Raw genomic sequence first — 15,298 nt, forward strand, 5'->3', positions numbered from 1 at the left:
ACGTCCATGTTCCGTTTCCCTTTCCAGTGGCCACAGACAGGCTACGAAAGAGGGGCGGGCCATTCCATAAAGGGGGTCTGAAGATCAGGCCCTTGGCCGTTCCCGTGGCGGCCTGAGCACCAAGATCCATCTGGCCGTACGCGGCCTGGGCGTGCCGGTACGCTTTGCCCTGACCGGCGGCCAGCGCGGCGATTGCCCGCAGGCCTACGCCCTGATCGAAGGCCTGCCCGCCCAGGTTGTCATGGCCGACGCCGCCTACGACGCAGACCCCTTACGCCAGGTGATCGCCGCCAAGGGCGCCGTGGCCGTCATCCCGAACAACCCGTCCCGCGCCCGCAAATACCCGCTCGACAAACACCTCTACGCCCAGCGCCACCTGATCGAGTGCTGCTTCAGCAAGCTCAAGCAATTCAGGCGCGTCGCCACGCGTTTCGAGAAGACCGCGAAGAATTACCTCGCCGTCGTAACACTGGCCGCAACGATCCTGTGGCTGAGATAAGTGTCCACAGAACCTAGAGACCACCTAGGATTTGTAGGTCCGCAAAGTAGCGTGAGCCCTGAAACAAGGAACTCCTTTGGCAATTTTCCTCGCTATAGCGGTGGTCAAGCTAAGAGGAGAAACAGGCGAATGCGCGCAGGATGGTTAATAGGGGGATGCCTCTTCCTTCTAGCAACGGAACCGCATGCAGAGCCCATCTTAAAACGTGGTCTGCCGCTTCTTTCATCGGCTAACTTAGATATTAACAGTTTTGACGTCCGGGCTTTCGACCCCATTGGCATGCTGCCTGCGCAACAGCACCGCAAGGAAACATCAGCCAAATTGGAAGGGGTGCCTTCAGCAGAGCTCAGGCTTCAGGAAGCTCTGGCTGTGCCATCGGACGGATTCTTCAGCGACGGCTGGAGCCGAAATGGATTCAACAGCCAGCCATAGGCAGATCTTTCGTATTTTGAGACACTGTCTACATTTTCGGAATCTTCCTGCGGATGCATGATGCGCAAGACGCAGCAGCTTCGAAAGGAAGGCAGGGGCATGGCCGAATTCTATGGCAGGGGATATGTAGTCCTGCACACCGGCTTAGGTCTTTATGTGGGCCGCACCCCAAGTTTATCGTACTGGTCCAAGCTGAACGCTGCAGGATATGATGCAGTAGCAACCTTTCCATCTGAAGCGCTGGCGCGGTTTCATGTGGAATTATGGGAAGGCGGCTGGCCAGAAGATGAAGCGCTGAGTGAGCTTATGCTTCTACCGGTTACCATCGACCGGCCTGGAGGCTGGGCCAGCATCACTGCCTTGCGAGCGGCAGGGCTGGACGAGCATTTAGGGGAATTGGCTCATCCAGGTTGGAAAAAACCGGGCGGTCATTGCTGACCACCCGCCAGAAGCGACATCGTTAAATAAACTGCAACTCAGCGTGTAAGGCACCGCTGGCCTTCAGTGCGGCTAACACTGAGATCAAGTCGCGCGGCGCTAAGCCCATTGCATTCAGCCCATCCACCACGTCCTTGAGCGTCGTGGCTCGTGGCAGGGCTGCCAAACGACGGCCACGTTGATCGTCCACCTCAACCTGCGTTCGAGGTACCACCGTCGTCTCGCCGTTGGAGAAAGGGGCAGGCTGACTCACGATTGGACTTTCTGTTACGCGGATCACCAAGTTCCCGTGGGTGATAGCTACTGGATCGATGCGGACCTGAGCGCCTACAATAATAGTGCCAGTACGCTCATCCACCACTACTCTCGCTGGCGTTTCTGGCCGCACAGTCAATGCTTCCATCTGCGCCACCAGATTCGGTAGCCGGTCACGGAAGCCGGGCGGAATGCGCATCTCCACTGTGCCAAGATCCAACGCTGAAGCACTACCCCCACCGAAGCGGGCGTTCAGAGCCTCCTCAATACGGACTGCGGTGGTGAAGTCAGGGGAGCGCAGGGTGAGCCGAATGGAACTCTGCGCATTCAAAGCTACAGGGACCTCCCGCTCGACCAAAGCACCGCCTGGCACCTTACCTTGTGTGGTAACGCCGCTAGAAATGCTCTGAGCCTGTCCCTCTGCCTTGAAGCCGCCGACTACCACAGGACCCTGTGCTACGGCGTAAACCTCACCATCAGCGCCCATCAAGGGCGTGACAATCAGTGTGCCCCCATTAAGGCTCTTGGAATCGCCCAAGGACGATACCTGCACATCAATGGGCGTACCCTGTCGCGCGAAAGGCGGCAGTGTTGCAGTCACAATCACGGCTGCAGTGTTGCGCGTCTGCACCCGCGCATCGGCGACGTTGATGCCCATCCGCTCCAGCATGGCGGCGAGGCTCTGCTGGGTGAAGGGGGTGTTGCGCAGCTGATCGCCGGTGCCCTGCAGGCCGATCACCAGCCCGTAGCCGATCAACTGGTTGCCACGCACGCCTTCGATCGCGGTGATGTCCTTGAGCCGCACCTGCGCCTCGGCCGCCGGCGCCGCGGCGCCAAGGGCCAGCAGGCAGCAGCCAAGGCCGAGCGCGGCACGCAGCCAGGAACGCAGCATGGCCCGGTCCTCGCTCAGGCGCTGTAGCGCAAGCCGGCGGCGGCCAGCGCGGCGTGCGGCATCCGCTGCGGCGCCAGGCCGATCAGAGCGCGCATCGCTTCCAGCGCCTGCTCGGCCTGCCACTGCGCCTGCATCCGGGCGGTAAGCTCGGCACCGCCGGCCTTGGCGGCGAACACGGCACCGCGCCAGAGCTGCACGGCCAGCTCGCGCGCCGCCGGCGTGGCAAGCATGAAGGCCTCGGCGCAGGTCTCGGTGCCGCAGCCCAGCGCGGCGCCCATGCTGGCATAGGCGGCCATGTCGGCTTCGTCGAGGGCCAGGGGGATGAAGGCCGGCGCATCTGAGGAGAATGCCCCGGCGTCGGCTTCGGGCAGGAAGGGGGAGGTGGTGACGGACATGCGGTTTCTCCGGTGTGACGCGTTGGAGATCAAAGGTAGTTCACCAGGCTCAGCTTCGAGATCTGGGCGGTGATCGAGTAGGTGGCCTGCAGCTGAATCTGCAGCGTGCTGATCTTGTCCGAAATGGTGTAGTAATCGACGCCTTCGAGATCGTTGATCTGTGCGGCCGCCGCGGTGACGGTACGGTCCTGGATCTCACCCACGCGCTCCAGCCGCTCTTGCTTAGCGCCCAGGATGCCGGCCGCGGTGGTGAGCTGGCTGCGCGCGCCGCGCATCAATGTGCCTGCCTCGCGCAGCACGTCGGATTTCGCCTCCTTCGACAGCGCCGTATCCGGCTGGTCGAGCAGCGACAGCAGGCTCAGTGCGTGAAAGGCGTCGCGAAAGGCAGGGTTGTCAGCGCGCATGTCGTATTGCAGCGTTTCGCCCGCACCGATACGCACCTGCGTAGCCTCGCCGCCGGTGCGGCTCGCCGCCTGGTAGACCACGCCGTAGAAGGAATCGTCGAGGCCGACCACGGTGTTGTTGAACATGGCGTTGAAAGTTCCGAGCAGCGTGCCGTCGGCAGCGCCGTCGGCGCTCTGGCCAACCTCCACCGGATCGGCACCGGAGCTCGCCAGCAGATCCGCCATCGCGGCCTGCACCCAGCCGGTCTCGCCGGTCAACGCCTCGGCGCCGGAGAGCGGCTTGGTGGCGCTGTCGAGGCCGGCAAACAGGCTCTGCCCGTTCCAGCTGGTGTTCAGCAGGTCCATCATACTGCCCAGCACCTCGCGCGCGTTGCTGGCGATGGTCTTGAAGCTGTCGTCCTTCAGCACCTCGGCCTGCAGGCTTTCCGACGACATCTGGTCCATCAGCTCGCCCACCGAGCTCAGCGCGTCCTGCATCGCGGTCAGGCGCTGCCCGGCCAGCGTGCCGGCATTGGCGATTGCGTCGCCCTGCTGGATGTCGGCGCGAAGCTTGTAGAGCAGTGAGGCGCCGACGCCGAGCTCGCGCGCGGGGTCGCTCTTGCGGCCCGAGGACAGCTCGCCAGTCAGCCGGGCGAGGTCCGACTGCATGCGGTTCAGCTGTGACTGACGGCCGATGGACACGCCCATCGAGGCGACGCGGTCATACATGCGGGGCGTTCCTTCAGCGGATCTGCGACAGCTCTTCGAGCATCTTGGCGGCGGCCTGGATGATCTGCACCGAGGCCGAATAGGTTTGCTGCACCAGCATTAGGCGCTGCAGTTCCTCGTCGATGTTGACGGCGGTCTTATTGGTCAGCTCCTCCTTCGCCTGCAAGGCAAGGGCGGAGCGGCTGGTGGCGCGGTCCGTCCAGACGGCCCGCTCGCTCTGCATCAGCCCGGCGCTCTGAGACGCTGCCTGGCTCAGGCTCATCTTGGACGGCAGGCCGGTGTCGGTGGCGTAGTCGCGCGCCGCATCCATGGCGTTCAGCGCCGACAGGATCCAGCTGTTGTCGGACGCGTTGCCGCTGTCGGTCACCGCCGGGTCGAGGCCGGTGCGCATGCGCCACAGATCACCGCCCGCCTCGGGATCGGCGTCGGGGTTGATGGCGATGCGGCTGGCCATGCCCGATACCGGATAACCCGCATCACCGCCCTTCACCTGGTCCCAGACCAGCGCGTCGGCGGCGTTCTTCTTCAGCGGGTCGACGAACAGCCCGGCCACTCCGCCCGTCAGGGTGCCATCGGCCGACTGGAAGGCGTTGGCCAGCTGCGTGGCCACTTGGTCGAGCATGTCGTTGAAGCCGGGCAGCGTTTTGTCGCGCAGCGTCAAGGCAGCGGCGATAGAACCGCTCTCGGAGCTCCGCAGCGCCTGGCCGTCCACCGTCACCTGCGACAGGCCGGTGCTGCCAGATTCCGCCGGAATGCCCGGCGTGTGGGTGAAGCTCAGGTGATGGACGGTGGTGCTATCATACAGCGTGTTGCCGCCGTCGCTCATCAGGATGAGCTGGCCCGGGCCGTTGTCGAAGACGCGCAGCGGCACCACCGCGCCGATCTTGGCGATCAGCGTGTCACGCTTGTCCTCGAACTCGGCGGTGGAAGCGCCACGGGCGCTAGCATAGGCCATCTGCCGGTCGATCTCGGCTAGGCTGTCGAGCGCGCTGTTGACCGCGTCCACGTCGCGCGCGACGGACAGGTCGGCATCGCTGCGCGCGGTGGACACGGCCGCCGTCATGTCGTGCAGGGAAGCCACCAGATCCTGCGCCGAAGACAGGGCCTGGGATTGCGCCACCGCATTGGAAGGCTCGGCCGATAGCGTGGTCATCGCCGTCTGGAAGGCGCCGAGGCGGTGCGAGATCGACCGCTCATCAGAGCCCTGGCCAATTTTGGCGGTGTAGGCTTCGAGCAGGCCCTGCAGCGTGCCGGCATAGGCCTCATTGGCACTGGCGGTGCGCGAGGCGGCGGCCAGCGCCGCATCGGTCGCCCGCTTCACCGTGCCGGTGCTGACGCCCGCGCCCGTGCCGCCCACCAGGCTCTCGCTGCGCGGCAGGTCGCGCCGCACATAGCCTTCGGTGTTGGCATTGGCGATGTTGTTGGCGATGAGCGCCGATTGGCGCTGCTCGGCAGCCAGCGAAGAAAGGGCGGTGGACAGGGCGGCTTGCAGGCTCATCATCGGGCTCCCGGGCGGCGGCGCGGCGTTTTGCCGCGCTGCTCACTGAAGGCGGCAAGAGGCCGGGCGCGGCGTCACCGCGCCCGGTCGGATCAGCGCTTCAGGTTGGTGGCTTCTTCCAGCATCTGGTCGGCGGTGCGCACCACCGAGGCATTCGAGCTGTAGGCCCGTTGCGTCTCGATCAGGTTGGTGAGTTCGGTGCCAATATCAACGTTGGAAGATTCCAACGCGCCACCCGAGGTGGTGCCGGCATTGCCTTCGCCCGCCGTCAGCAGGCGCACCGCGCCCGCATTGCGCGACATCTCGTAGGCGTCGCCGCGCACCGGGTTCAGCCCGTCCGCATTCGGAAAGATGGCGAGCTTCACCTGGTAGATGGCGCGCGATTGGCCGTTGGAGAAGGTGGCGATCACCTTGCCGTCATTCTCCACCGAGACGCGTTCCAGCAGGCCGAAGGCGGACCCGTCCTTTTCCACCTTCACCGGCGTGTAGTTGCCGGCAAGCTGGGTCATGCCGGAGATGCTGTCGAGCCGGCCGATCTTGATCGGCAGCTTCACGCTGCCAGCAACGTTGACCGTGAGCGTGCCGTCGATCGTGTTGTAGGTGCCCAGTGGCGTGGTGTCGTCGGCGCCCATGCCGAAGCCGGTGGGAACACCCGCCAGGGTGGAGGCCGGGTCGCCCATCTTGGCCGGCGTGCCGGTGTCGTTCAGCGCGTAGAGCGCCTTGATGGTGCCGGCCTTGTTGGCGCCGGCCGTCTGGTCCCAGAACTCCATGGCGACCTGGCCCACCAGGCGGCTGCCATCGGTTGCCGTGCCGGTACCCGTGGCGCTGTCGAAGATCTCCATCGTCCACTTGTTGGAGCTGGGCGTGGTGGTGTCGTCCAGCACCACCGGCTGGAAGCGATAGGTCAGGGTCTGGCTGGCACCCAGCGCGTCGTAATAATCGACACTGGTCACGTAGGCATTGGCTTCCGGCTTGGTCAGTGACGGCGCCGTCTGGGTCGAGGGCAGGTTGGCCCAGAAAGTCATCTCGGTGGTGGGCGAGGACGCGACGGAGGTGTCGCTGATGTTGACCGTGGTCAGGCTTTCCAGGTTGTTGTCGCCCATGCTGCCGACCGGCAGGCCGTCGGCGCCGAGCTTCACACCCTGCAGGTAGTAGCCGGCCGAGTTCACCAGATTGCCGTTGGCATCGGGGCGGAAGGAGCCGGCGCGGGTCGCCAGGTACTTGCCGTCGCTGCCGGCACCCTCGTTCACCACGAGAAATCCGTTGCCGTTCACCGCGATGTCGGTGTCGATGCCGGTGCTCTGCACCTGGCCGACCTTGCTGATCTCGACGCGATTGTGCGCCGCGGTGCCAGCCAACGCGGTTGAGCCGCTGCTGCTGCCTTCCAACACGAGGCTTTCGAACTGCGTATCGACGCGCTTGTAGCCAACGGTCGAGCTATTCGCGATGTTGTTGGAAATGCCAGCTAGTTTATTGGCCTGGGCATTCAGGCCGGACGTGCTGGTACGGAGCGCATTAATGGCCGTCATGGCAAATCCCTCAATCAGCGGGGCGTGAGAGGTAGCCGGCAGAGGCCGGCCAGAGACGATAGACGGAAAGCAGTTTTGCTGTGCCAGGCTTCTGCCGGGTTGTCGGCTGGCGGCGTGTCGATCATGGGCGCCCTTCTGGTGTATTCGCCCGGGCCGCGGCGGCTTTGGCTGCGGCCAGCACATCCGAGCGCATCACGGTCACGGCGATGCGACGGTTACGTGGGTCATTCGGCTCGGTCGTCAGGATCGGCTCTACTGAGGCTTTGCCTTCAACCCGGAACATGCGTGGCGATGGCACACCAAAGCGCTCCAGGGTCCGGCGGGCCGCGTTGGCCCGGTCTGACGACAATTCCCAGTTGCTATAACCATTCCGGCCCAGCGCCTGTGCATCGGTATGACCGGCAAGCACCACAGCATTCGGAATGGTCGCCAGAACACCGCCAATAACCTCAAGGATTCGGTTCAGCCGCGGGGTCGGCTCAGCGCCACCAGGCTGGAACATCGCCGCACCATCTCGATCAAAAATCTGCAGCCGAAGCCCTTCCGGCGTCATTTCAAGCTGTAGATTCTGCGCGTACTCACGAAAGGTCTCGGTGGTCATCAGCCGCTCCAGCTCTGCCTTCAACGCATCAAAACGCTGACGCTCAATAGGATCACGCAGGGCGGACTGATTCACTCGGGCAGCTTGTACTGCCTCACCATCAGCAGCTGTCTCGGCGCCATCCTGCTCGGGGCGCGGCCCACCTTCTTCTGCGGTGGTGATCGACACTTGGCTACTGGGATCACTGGCCGTCAGTACAGAGCGGCCACCATCGAGTGTGCCGTTGCCAGAAGGCAGATCGAGAATGCTGGATGCCGTGAAGAACTGTGCAACGCCATCGCGCTGGGCTTCGGTGGTGGAGGAGAGCAGCCACATCACCAAGAAAAACGCCATCATCGCCGTGACGAAATCGGCATAAGCGATCTTCCACTGCCCGCCATGTTCGTCGTCATGGTCGCCATGGTGCCGCTTGATGATAATCGGTCGGCGGTTGTGCTCGTCGGCGCTCATGCGGCGGGGCGGCCTTTGCTGCGGGCGATGACGTCTTTTACATCGATTGTTTTTCGCATTTCAAGTCTCGTGTGCCTGCTGGTTGTGTCGCAGGGTCAAACTCCCCTGCAACCGCAACCGCGGCAGCAGCGAGGCAAAGGCATCTGATAGATCGGCTGACATGGCCCGCGGAAGACGTTGGGCTGTTTCCATCACCACATCGATCCGAGCGCCCTCCAGGCGAGCTCGAATCTCAATCCGGCCAAAGCGCGGCAGGGTCAACCGTGCCGCCAGTGCATAGTTTTCGCACTGATGCCTATTGGCAGCGGTGTCGCGGCGCCAGAATAAGTCCAGCCAGAGCAACTCATGTGCCATAATCAAAGGGAGTTGTCGGCCAATCCAGCGCGCCGGCTCACCCAGGCTAGCTGGCGGAAGAGGGGGCGTATCAAGCAGCGCCACAAGGGCGCTCTCCGTTAGGTTTATCTGGTGAGAAAGCGAAGTCAGAGGCGCTTGCCCCAGCCAGCCTAGCACATTAGGCCTTAGCGCTGCTAAGGCCAGGGGAAGCGCCAGACCAGCTATATCGCCGGGCAAGAGTGTGTCCGCGCCAGCTCGGCGAAATGCCTCCGCAGTAAGGCTTGGCTCTGCAGAGGGTGCTAGCGGCGCCTCAGTGCCAGCCACAGGCGGCACGGCACTGAGTGCCCGCGCCGCAGCAGCGTAGCCAGCCTCGGCCTCCGCCCTGGGCGCAGAGACCGGACGCAACGGCGGAAAGGACGGCTCCGGCGGCATGTGGCTACCTTACTCGGCTCCCGCCTCATCCTCATCAAGGATGAAGATGCGGCCTTCATCCGCTAGACGCTTGGCAATCGTGATAATATCGGCCTGCGCGTCCTCGACGGCTTTACGACGCTGCGCGGGCATGTTCTCGATTTCATCACGCATCAACGCTGCAGCACGCTCAGACATGCTGCCCAGGAACAGGCTACGAAGCTCTGGCGAGGCAGCGGTCAACGCTACCTGCAGTTTGTCGGCCGGGCATTCGGCGACCAGCGTCGCGAAGGTCGAGCGGTCGACGCGAATCAGATCGTCAAAGGTGAACATGATACGCTTGATGCGGGAAGCCGCGTGCGGCTCACGCGTCTCGATCTGCTTTATCAGGTGCTCGACCAAGCCCTTGTCGGCACGGTTCAGGATCTCCGCCACAATCTGCGAGCTGTCACGCTCGTAGGAGCGACTGAGATTGGTGATGAACTCCTTCTGCAGTGTCTGCTCAATGTCCTGCAGCACACCCTTCTGGATGCTGTCCATGCGCACCATGCGTAGCATGATCTCGTCCACCGAAGTGCTGGGCAGTAGCGCAAGCACTCGCGCAGCATGTTGAGCTGGCAGTTTGGCCAGGATCACCGCCGCGGTTTGCGCCAGCTCAGTGCGCAGATAGGTTGCCAGCACCTCTGGGGAGATATTAGCCAGCTTCTCCCACATGGTCTTGCCCTCAGGACCACGGATCTCATCCATGATCTCGCTGACCTTGTCATTGGGCAGCAGACGACGCAGCAGCCGCTCAGTGGTTTCGGCGGTACCAACCACTGCACCGGTCCGTCCAACATCATTACGGAAGCGTGTGATAACACGCTCCACATGATCAATATCAACCTTACCAAGATTGGCCATGGCGCGGCTGACGCGGCGGATCTCGCTCTCTTCTAGTCGCTCAAACAAACCATGAATGCGGTTCTCATCGAGCGCCATGAACAGCACAGCGACATCAGCCAGCGGATCGCCCTTGGCTTCAACGGGACGGAGAGCACGGCGGGGTTCAGGCGCTTTCATCGATTGGGACTCCGCGGATCAGCATCAGGGCGGCAGAGGGGTAGCAGAAGGGTGGCAAGCACTGGCAGCCATTCTGGGGGTAGCCCCCCGCCGAAGGGCAACCGGGCAAGGATCGCTGGCAGATCAGCCTCAGCAGGCAGCGTCACGCCATGAGCGGCTGCCAATACGCGCAGCCGCTCCTCTAGGGCTTCGGCGTCAGCGGCGGGGCCCTCCTGATAAGACGTCCACCGCCAGGCGGCCATCAATGCTCGGCGGCGGCGCGTACGGCGCGATATCGGAATCGCGGATGACGAGCTCATGTCGTGAAACCGCGCACCAAGGAGCCGGCGACCAAAGACCAGCCATCCACCAGCACGAAGAAGATGAGCTTGAAGGGCAGACTGATCACCGAAGGCGGCATCATCATCATACCCATACCCATCAGCACCGCGCTGACTGCAAGATCAATGGCCAGGAAGGGCAGAAACAACAGAAAGCCGATCTGGAACGCCTTGTTCAGCTCGGAGATGATGAAGGACGCTGCAAGAATATGGATCGGCACTGCAGCACGCTGCTCGCGTCCTGTCGGCACGGCGGCACCATTCTCCAGCTTCGGCGGCTGCCATTTGGCGATGTCAATGAACAGCGCCAAGTCACGCTCGCGTACGTTGGCTTCCATAAAGCCGCGAAATGGTTGAATGGCGCGCTCTGCCGCCATCTCCTCGGTAATAGAGCCATCCATGAGCGGACGCCCGGCATCGGCCCAAACACGCTCCAACACAGGTGCCATCACAAAGGCGGAGAGAAACAGCGATAAGCTGACAATCACCGTGTTAGGTGGCGATTGCTGCAGGCCCAGTGCAGTGCGCAACATCGAAAGCACCACGACGATGCGCGTAAAGGAGGTCGCTACCACCAGGATGCCCGGCGCAATCGCCAAGAGGGTGGTAATAACAATCAACCCAACCACGTTGGTAGTCAGGCTTTGCCCGCCGCTCGCAGCCGCCTGTGCACCGTTCGGTCCAAGGCTGAGTGACACACTCTGCGCTAGTGTTGGCGAAGCCAACAACAGCAAATAAAGTGCCAGGAGCACAGGAAAGGCACCGCCGATCCTAGAGAGAGTTTTTATCAAAAGCGGCATTCTGCGCGCCATCAATCAGAGGAAAATCAGCCGGCGGAGGAAACGATTTCGGTAATCGAGATCGACAGCCGTCCGTCATCAGTGATTTGAATTTCGCCGCGCGCGATCAGCCGCTCATTGGCCATCAAATCGACCGGCTCGCCAACCTTTTTATCGAACTCAATCACTGAACCACGGCTGAGATTGAACAATGCTGCCATCGGCAGGCGCTTGTTACCCAGCACCACCTGCACATTCACCGGGATGTCCATGATGCGCGGCTTACGCTCGGTGAGGAACGGGTTCTCAGGCTGGATGCTGTCGCTCATGAGCGGGTCTCCTCGGAGATCAGGGATGCCGGCGGGGCAGGCTCGCCAAGAATGGCCAACACCTGCGCCTTCAACGCGGCGGGGTCGTAAACAAGGCCACCATCTGCCCAGGCCGCCTCGGCTTGGCCAGGCAGCATGGTAGGATCGGGCAACAAGCGCAGCTGTCCAGGCGCGACGTCTCTGGCAAAGCCATCGGTCTGTGCTGCAGCCAGTGTATCAGGGTGCGCTCGCAAGGTTAGCACGTCGGACTGGCGTTCAGTCAGAGCTGTGGTCAGCAACGCCGCGACCTCTCCTCCCATAGCGCGCGCCATTAGAAGGGGAAACAGCGTGTTCAGCGCAGCGCGAAGCGTAAGTCGCAGATCGACATCGAGTGCCGCTCGGTCCGCTTGACGTTGTGCCAGCAGTGCCTCTAGTGCCGAGGAGGCTGCAGCTGCGCCTTGCTGAGCGCGCTGGGCGAGTTCTGCCTGAAGATTGCGCTCAGCTTCGACGCGGGCAACAGCGATACCTTCCTCACGCCCCTGGCGCTGGCCTTCCTCAAAGCCTTGCTGACGCCCGGTCGCCAAGGCAGTGTTGCGGATCCGCTCTTCCGCCAGCAGCCGGGTCGCGGTACTGCCATCTTCACTGGAAATCAGCGTCAGCAACGAGGGTGGTTGGTAAGGGCGGCGCATCATGCCTGCGCGCCCTCCTCAATCCAGGTCCGCACCACTGCCAGCGCCTCTTCCGGCCGGCTGTCGATGATTTCGTGCAGCGCGTTGAGCGACGACAGGCGGATCTGGATGTCCTGACCAACCGTGGCAATCGCGTCGTCCATGGCTTCCGCCTGGGCAGCAGCGGCGGCGGCTGCCGCTGCTGCGGCCTCAGCTGCTGCTTGCTCTGCCGCACGGCGCGACCGTCGGCGCCGCATCATGAACAGGCCGCTGCCACCCAGCAGCAGCGCACCGCCACCCAGGAGCGCGAACTCGGTGGTGCCAAGCGATGTGCCGGCACCATCCACTGACGCCAGTGTGCCTGGGCCCTCCTCCGGAAGGAAGCGCAGTGTATCAACGGTCACGATGTCGCCGCGTGCTTGGCTAAAGCCAACCGCCGAACGCACCAGCATAGCAAGGCGGTCCAGCTCGTCTTTTGGACGGGTCTGTGCGACACCAGCGGCATCGGTAAGACCGTCCACCACTACGGCAACGCTGACGCGCTTTACCGCGCCTGGCTCCCGAGTGGTTTCCTCGACTTTTGAGGAAATCTCGTAGTTGATGGTTTCGTTGTTGCGCTGGCTGGACGATGCGCTGCGGCTGCTGTTGTTGTTGACCTGCTGGTTCGGCAGGTTCTGCCCAACGGTTACCGGCGCTTGGCCGCGGCCATCTTCACTGGTTTCCTGCTCGCCCTGCACCTGCCGGCCGCGTTCCACCTGACCGAGTGGGTCAAAGGTTTCAGCGCGTGCAACAATGCGTGCCCCTTCGATCTCCACCGAAGCCACGGCACGCACCTTGCCGCGGCCAACAATCGGCTCCAGCAGATCAAGCACCGCCTTCTGCAAGGCCTGCTCCTGCGCCACCCGCATTTCGCCAATACGGCCTGCGGCGGCACCGGCAGCACCATCGGCAGCCAGTACTACGCCGGTCGGATCGACCACTGACACGTCTTCCTGCTGCAGTCGGGGTACTGCACCCGCTACGAGCAACCGGATCGCTGAAGCCTGGGCCGCTCCTAGACGCTGGTTACCATGCGTTGTCACAGTGATCGAGGCGGTGGGCGGAGGAGCATCGCGCGAAAAACTTTCGCGCTCGGGCAGAACAATATGGACGCGGGCGGCGCGAATCCCACGCATGGTAATGATGGTCCGCGCCAATTCGCCCTCTAACGCCCGCAGCCGCTGCACCCGCTGCATAAAGGAGGTCATCTGCATTGGACTGGCTTGGTCGAGCAGTTCATAGCCAGCGCCGCCCTGCTGCGGCAGACCTTCGGCTGCCAATTGCATACGTAGCCGCGCCACCTGCTCGGCGGGCACTAAAATGCTGCCGTCGCCGCGAGCATTCACCGGGATCTTCAGTTCCTCGAGCCGTGCCGCAATACGACCAGCATCGGCTGCCTCAAGTCCGGCATACAGCAGGCCGGCCGGTGCATTGGCGGAACGCGCCACTATTCCGACTCCAACCAGAGCGGCCAGGCCCACAGCGGCGATAGCGCCGATTTTCGCAGGCCCGAGCCGCTTAACCGTGTTACCCAGGCCGCCCAGGTCTATACCGGGTCCCAGGGTCCGAACTTGCTGCATCGCCCTTCTATCGCCCCATGCTGGCCTAGACCCGCCAACTTCCCCGCATTTGCCCTAGAAGGGCACAAGGAAGGGGTTGGCGGTGTCCTGGCCCCTGTTCTTCTTCGCGGCGCCGCCTTACGAGACTCATCGCTCTCGTTGTTTTTGGCATAGCAATACGAAGACAGTCTGGTTTATATCTTCCCGCACTCCACTTGTCGCGCGAAAAATCGCAAATGCCGGAGATCCTTGGCTCATGTCCTCCACCACTACGGATGCTTCTGCGAAAAATGACAGAAAGAGGGGTCGGCGTCGCCTGCTGCCGCTCCTGGCCCTGGTCCCTGTGCTGCTGGGAGCTGCCGGCGCCAGCATCTGGTTTCTAGTTCCAGGCGCTGCTGATGGCGCACGTCGCCTAGCTGGCTTGGGGCCAGTGGAAGGCATGTCGGCCGAGGCTACATCGGCCGCTGCGGCACCCCTGCCTTCTTTTATCGAGTACCCAGAGATGACCGTGACGCTGCCGAATGCCGGCCGTCCTCGGCAGCTGCGGCTGAAATTGGCTGTCGAAGTTCAGGGGGATCCGGCTGCGGCGCAGCCCGACCTGATGAGCCCTCGCGTCTATGACAGCTTGGTTCTTTATCTACGTACGCTGCGTGACGGTGAAATGGATGGTGCCTTGGCGATGGAACGGCTGCGTGGCGACCTGCACAGGCGACTGGAGATGGTGCTGGGCGCGGGTCGGGTGCGCGACGTGTTGATTACCGGCTTCGTGGTAGCCTGAACAATGAGCGCAACAGATGAGAGCCCCGCCGCTAGTGAACCCATTGACCCGCTTGCCGATTGGGGCGCTGCGGGTGTGGCCATGGGGCAGGGCGACATTGACGATTTGTTTGGCGGCGACGTCGCGCCAGAGCCGGAAGCACCCCGCTTCGGGCTAGAGGCGCTCGTCGGCGGTGCGGTTCGCTATGAAAAACTGCCGATGCTGGACATTGTGGTGGACCGCTTGGCCCGCCTCATGACCAGCTCTTCGCGAAAATTCACGGCAGACAACGCGGACGTGGTGATCGACCGCACGCGCCCCGTTCGGGTGGGTGCCTTTCTCGATACCATCACACTGCCCGCTCTCATTGGCATTATCCGTATCGAGGAGTGGGACGGCTATTGTTTGGCCGCGCTTGATTCTCGATTGATTGGCTCCATTGTTGATATTCTTTTGGGCGGACGGCGCAATGCGCTGCAGCCCATCGAGGGTCGCCCTTATACGGCGATTGAACGTACCTTCGTGGAGAAGTTCGTCTCCATTGTTACCCAGGACCTGAGCAAGGCTTTCGAGGCTGTTTCGCCCGCTACCTTCACCCTGGAGCGCTTCGAGATCACGCCGAGCTACGCGCTGATCACTAAGCCCAGCGCTGCGGCTTTGACCTTCCGCGCCGAATTCGCCATGGAAGGACGTGGAGGCTACATCGATTTCCTGCTGCCTTATGCCTCGATTGAACCGGTACGCGATCTCCTAAGTCAGGAGGTCCTCGGTAAGAAGCAGGGCGGTGACACCATCTGGCGCTCGCACCTTGCCGAGGAGCTGCCGCGTGCCGGCGTTGAGCTCACCGCCGTAATTGAAAGCCGTATTTTGCCCTTTTCCGAGATCGCCAGCTGGAAGCCCGGCTCAGTGCTTGTGCTGGACCGCCGGCAGGAAGATCCAATTGAAGTTTTCTGCCAGGGGC

General features: G+C 62.8%; 15 protein-coding genes and 1 pseudogene. 4 read left to right on the forward strand and 12 right to left on the reverse strand.

All coding sequences use genetic code 11. The features are described 5' to 3' along the window. Window positions 1-70: 70 nt before the first annotated feature. Both D2K64_RS21465 and D2K64_RS21470 read left to right on the forward strand, forming a co-directional pair. Window positions 71-499, forward strand: a pseudogene (locus D2K64_RS21465) (IS5 family transposase); the annotation flags it as partial. 531 nt (window positions 500-1,030) lie between these two features. Further along, window positions 1,031-1,369, forward strand: coding sequence for a hypothetical protein (locus tag D2K64_RS21470; RefSeq protein WP_120010416.1), 339 nt, complete (start codon window positions 1,031-1,033; stop codon window positions 1,367-1,369). Window positions 1,370-1,391: 22 nt separating this feature from the next. Here D2K64_RS21470 and D2K64_RS21475 read toward each other — a convergent pair whose 3' ends face one another. From D2K64_RS21475 to fliF, 12 genes are all read right to left on the reverse strand, one after another. Continuing rightward, window positions 1,392-2,516: a flagellar basal body P-ring protein FlgI gene (locus tag D2K64_RS21475; RefSeq protein WP_120010417.1), complete on the reverse strand. Its 1,125-nt coding sequence runs from the start codon at window positions 2,514-2,516 to the stop codon at window positions 1,392-1,394. Window positions 2,517-2,530: 14 nt separating this feature from the next. Continuing rightward, window positions 2,531-2,911, reverse strand: a complete 381-nt coding sequence (locus tag D2K64_RS21480) for a polysaccharide deacetylase (protein WP_238384356.1) — start codon at window positions 2,909-2,911, stop codon at window positions 2,531-2,533. A gap of 29 nt (window positions 2,912-2,940) precedes the next feature. Beyond that, window positions 2,941-4,023: a flagellin N-terminal helical domain-containing protein gene (locus D2K64_RS21485; protein WP_120010418.1), complete on the reverse strand. Its 1,083-nt coding sequence runs from the start codon at window positions 4,021-4,023 to the stop codon at window positions 2,941-2,943. Between the two features lie 13 nt (window positions 4,024-4,036). Further along, a complete protein-coding gene (gene flgK / locus D2K64_RS21490; RefSeq protein WP_120010419.1) occupies window positions 4,037-5,521 on the reverse strand; it encodes a flagellar hook-associated protein FlgK in 1,485 nt (494 codons plus the stop codon). A gap of 92 nt (window positions 5,522-5,613) precedes the next feature. Then, window positions 5,614-7,050, reverse strand: coding sequence for a flagellar hook protein FlgE (locus D2K64_RS21495; RefSeq protein ID WP_120010420.1), 1,437 nt, complete (start codon window positions 7,048-7,050; stop codon window positions 5,614-5,616). A 121-nt stretch (window positions 7,051-7,171) separates the two neighbouring features. Then, a complete protein-coding gene (locus tag D2K64_RS21500) occupies window positions 7,172-8,101 on the reverse strand; it encodes a flagellar motor protein MotB (protein ID WP_120010421.1) in 930 nt (309 codons plus the stop codon). 60 nt (window positions 8,102-8,161) lie between these two features. Continuing rightward, window positions 8,162-8,539, reverse strand: coding sequence for a hypothetical protein (locus tag D2K64_RS24690; RefSeq protein ID WP_157986012.1), 378 nt, complete (start codon window positions 8,537-8,539; stop codon window positions 8,162-8,164). 336 nt (window positions 8,540-8,875) lie between these two features. Continuing rightward, window positions 8,876-9,907 carry a flagellar motor switch protein FliG gene (locus D2K64_RS21505; RefSeq protein ID WP_120010422.1) on the reverse strand — a complete coding sequence of 344 codons (1,032 nt, stop codon included), beginning with the start codon at window positions 9,905-9,907 and terminating at the stop codon, window positions 8,876-8,878. Between the two features lie 295 nt (window positions 9,908-10,202). Then, window positions 10,203-11,027, reverse strand: coding sequence for a flagellar type III secretion system pore protein FliP (gene fliP / locus D2K64_RS21510; RefSeq protein ID WP_120010423.1), 825 nt, complete (start codon window positions 11,025-11,027; stop codon window positions 10,203-10,205). 26 nt (window positions 11,028-11,053) lie between these two features. Next, window positions 11,054-11,335, reverse strand: coding sequence for a FliM/FliN family flagellar motor switch protein (locus tag D2K64_RS21515; RefSeq protein WP_120010424.1), 282 nt, complete (start codon window positions 11,333-11,335; stop codon window positions 11,054-11,056). Next, entirely contained in the window at window positions 11,332-12,006 is a 675-nt protein-coding gene (locus D2K64_RS21520) for a FliH/SctL family protein (protein WP_120010425.1), read from the reverse strand. The genes D2K64_RS21515 and D2K64_RS21520 overlap by 4 nt, the downstream gene beginning before the upstream one ends. Next, window positions 12,003-13,601 carry a flagellar basal-body MS-ring/collar protein FliF gene (fliF, locus tag D2K64_RS21525; RefSeq protein ID WP_120010426.1) on the reverse strand — a complete coding sequence of 533 codons (1,599 nt, stop codon included), beginning with the start codon at window positions 13,599-13,601 and terminating at the stop codon, window positions 12,003-12,005. Before fliF ends, D2K64_RS21520 begins: the two co-directional genes overlap by 4 nt. Window positions 13,602-14,082: 481 nt before the next feature. Between fliF and D2K64_RS25705 the strand changes: the two genes are divergently transcribed. Next, the gene (locus D2K64_RS25705) at window positions 14,083-14,358 is read left to right on the forward strand and encodes a flagellar basal body-associated FliL family protein (protein WP_238384358.1); all 276 of its coding nucleotides are present in this window, start codon (window positions 14,083-14,085) and stop codon (window positions 14,356-14,358) included. A 3-nt stretch (window positions 14,359-14,361) separates the two neighbouring features. Continuing rightward, the coding region (locus D2K64_RS21535) for a FliM/FliN family flagellar motor switch protein (RefSeq protein WP_120010428.1) at window positions 14,362-15,298 on the forward strand (937 nt) is incomplete at its 3' end.

The sequence above is a fragment of the Teichococcus vastitatis genome, assembly GCF_003604215.1.
GTDB lineage: Bacteria > Pseudomonadota > Alphaproteobacteria > Acetobacterales > Acetobacteraceae > Pseudoroseomonas > Pseudoroseomonas vastitatis.

Excerpts from the sequence above, each read along its gene's own strand:
- D2K64_RS21515 (WP_120010424.1), bottom strand. The coding sequence starts at position 11,335 with ATGAGCGACAGCATCCAGCCTGAGAACCCGTTCCTCACCGAGCGTAAG.
- D2K64_RS21470 (WP_120010416.1), top strand. The coding sequence starts at position 1,031 with ATGGCCGAATTCTATGGCAGGGGATATGTAGTCCTGCACACCGGCTTA.
- D2K64_RS21485 (WP_120010418.1), bottom strand. The coding sequence starts at position 4,023 with ATGTATGACCGCGTCGCCTCGATGGGCGTGTCCATCGGCCGTCAGTCA.
- fliF (WP_120010426.1), bottom strand. The coding sequence starts at position 13,601 with ATGCAGCAAGTTCGGACCCTGGGACCCGGTATAGACCTGGGCGGCCTG.
- D2K64_RS21520 (WP_120010425.1), bottom strand. The coding sequence starts at position 12,006 with ATGATGCGCCGCCCTTACCAACCACCCTCGTTGCTGACGCTGATTTCC.
- D2K64_RS21505 (WP_120010422.1), bottom strand. The coding sequence starts at position 9,907 with ATGAAAGCGCCTGAACCCCGCCGTGCTCTCCGTCCCGTTGAAGCCAAG.
- D2K64_RS25705 (WP_238384358.1), top strand. The coding sequence starts at position 14,083 with ATGACCGTGACGCTGCCGAATGCCGGCCGTCCTCGGCAGCTGCGGCTG.
- D2K64_RS21500 (WP_120010421.1), bottom strand. The coding sequence starts at position 8,101 with ATGAGCGCCGACGAGCACAACCGCCGACCGATTATCATCAAGCGGCAC.
- D2K64_RS21480 (WP_238384356.1), bottom strand. The coding sequence starts at position 2,911 with ATGTCCGTCACCACCTCCCCCTTCCTGCCCGAAGCCGACGCCGGGGCA.
- fliP (WP_120010423.1), bottom strand. The coding sequence starts at position 11,027 with ATGCCGCTTTTGATAAAAACTCTCTCTAGGATCGGCGGTGCCTTTCCT.
- D2K64_RS21495 (WP_120010420.1), bottom strand. The coding sequence starts at position 7,050 with ATGACGGCCATTAATGCGCTCCGTACCAGCACGTCCGGCCTGAATGCC.
- flgK (WP_120010419.1), bottom strand. The coding sequence starts at position 5,521 with ATGAGCCTGCAAGCCGCCCTGTCCACCGCCCTTTCTTCGCTGGCTGCC.
- D2K64_RS21475 (WP_120010417.1), bottom strand. The coding sequence starts at position 2,516 with ATGCTGCGTTCCTGGCTGCGTGCCGCGCTCGGCCTTGGCTGCTGCCTG.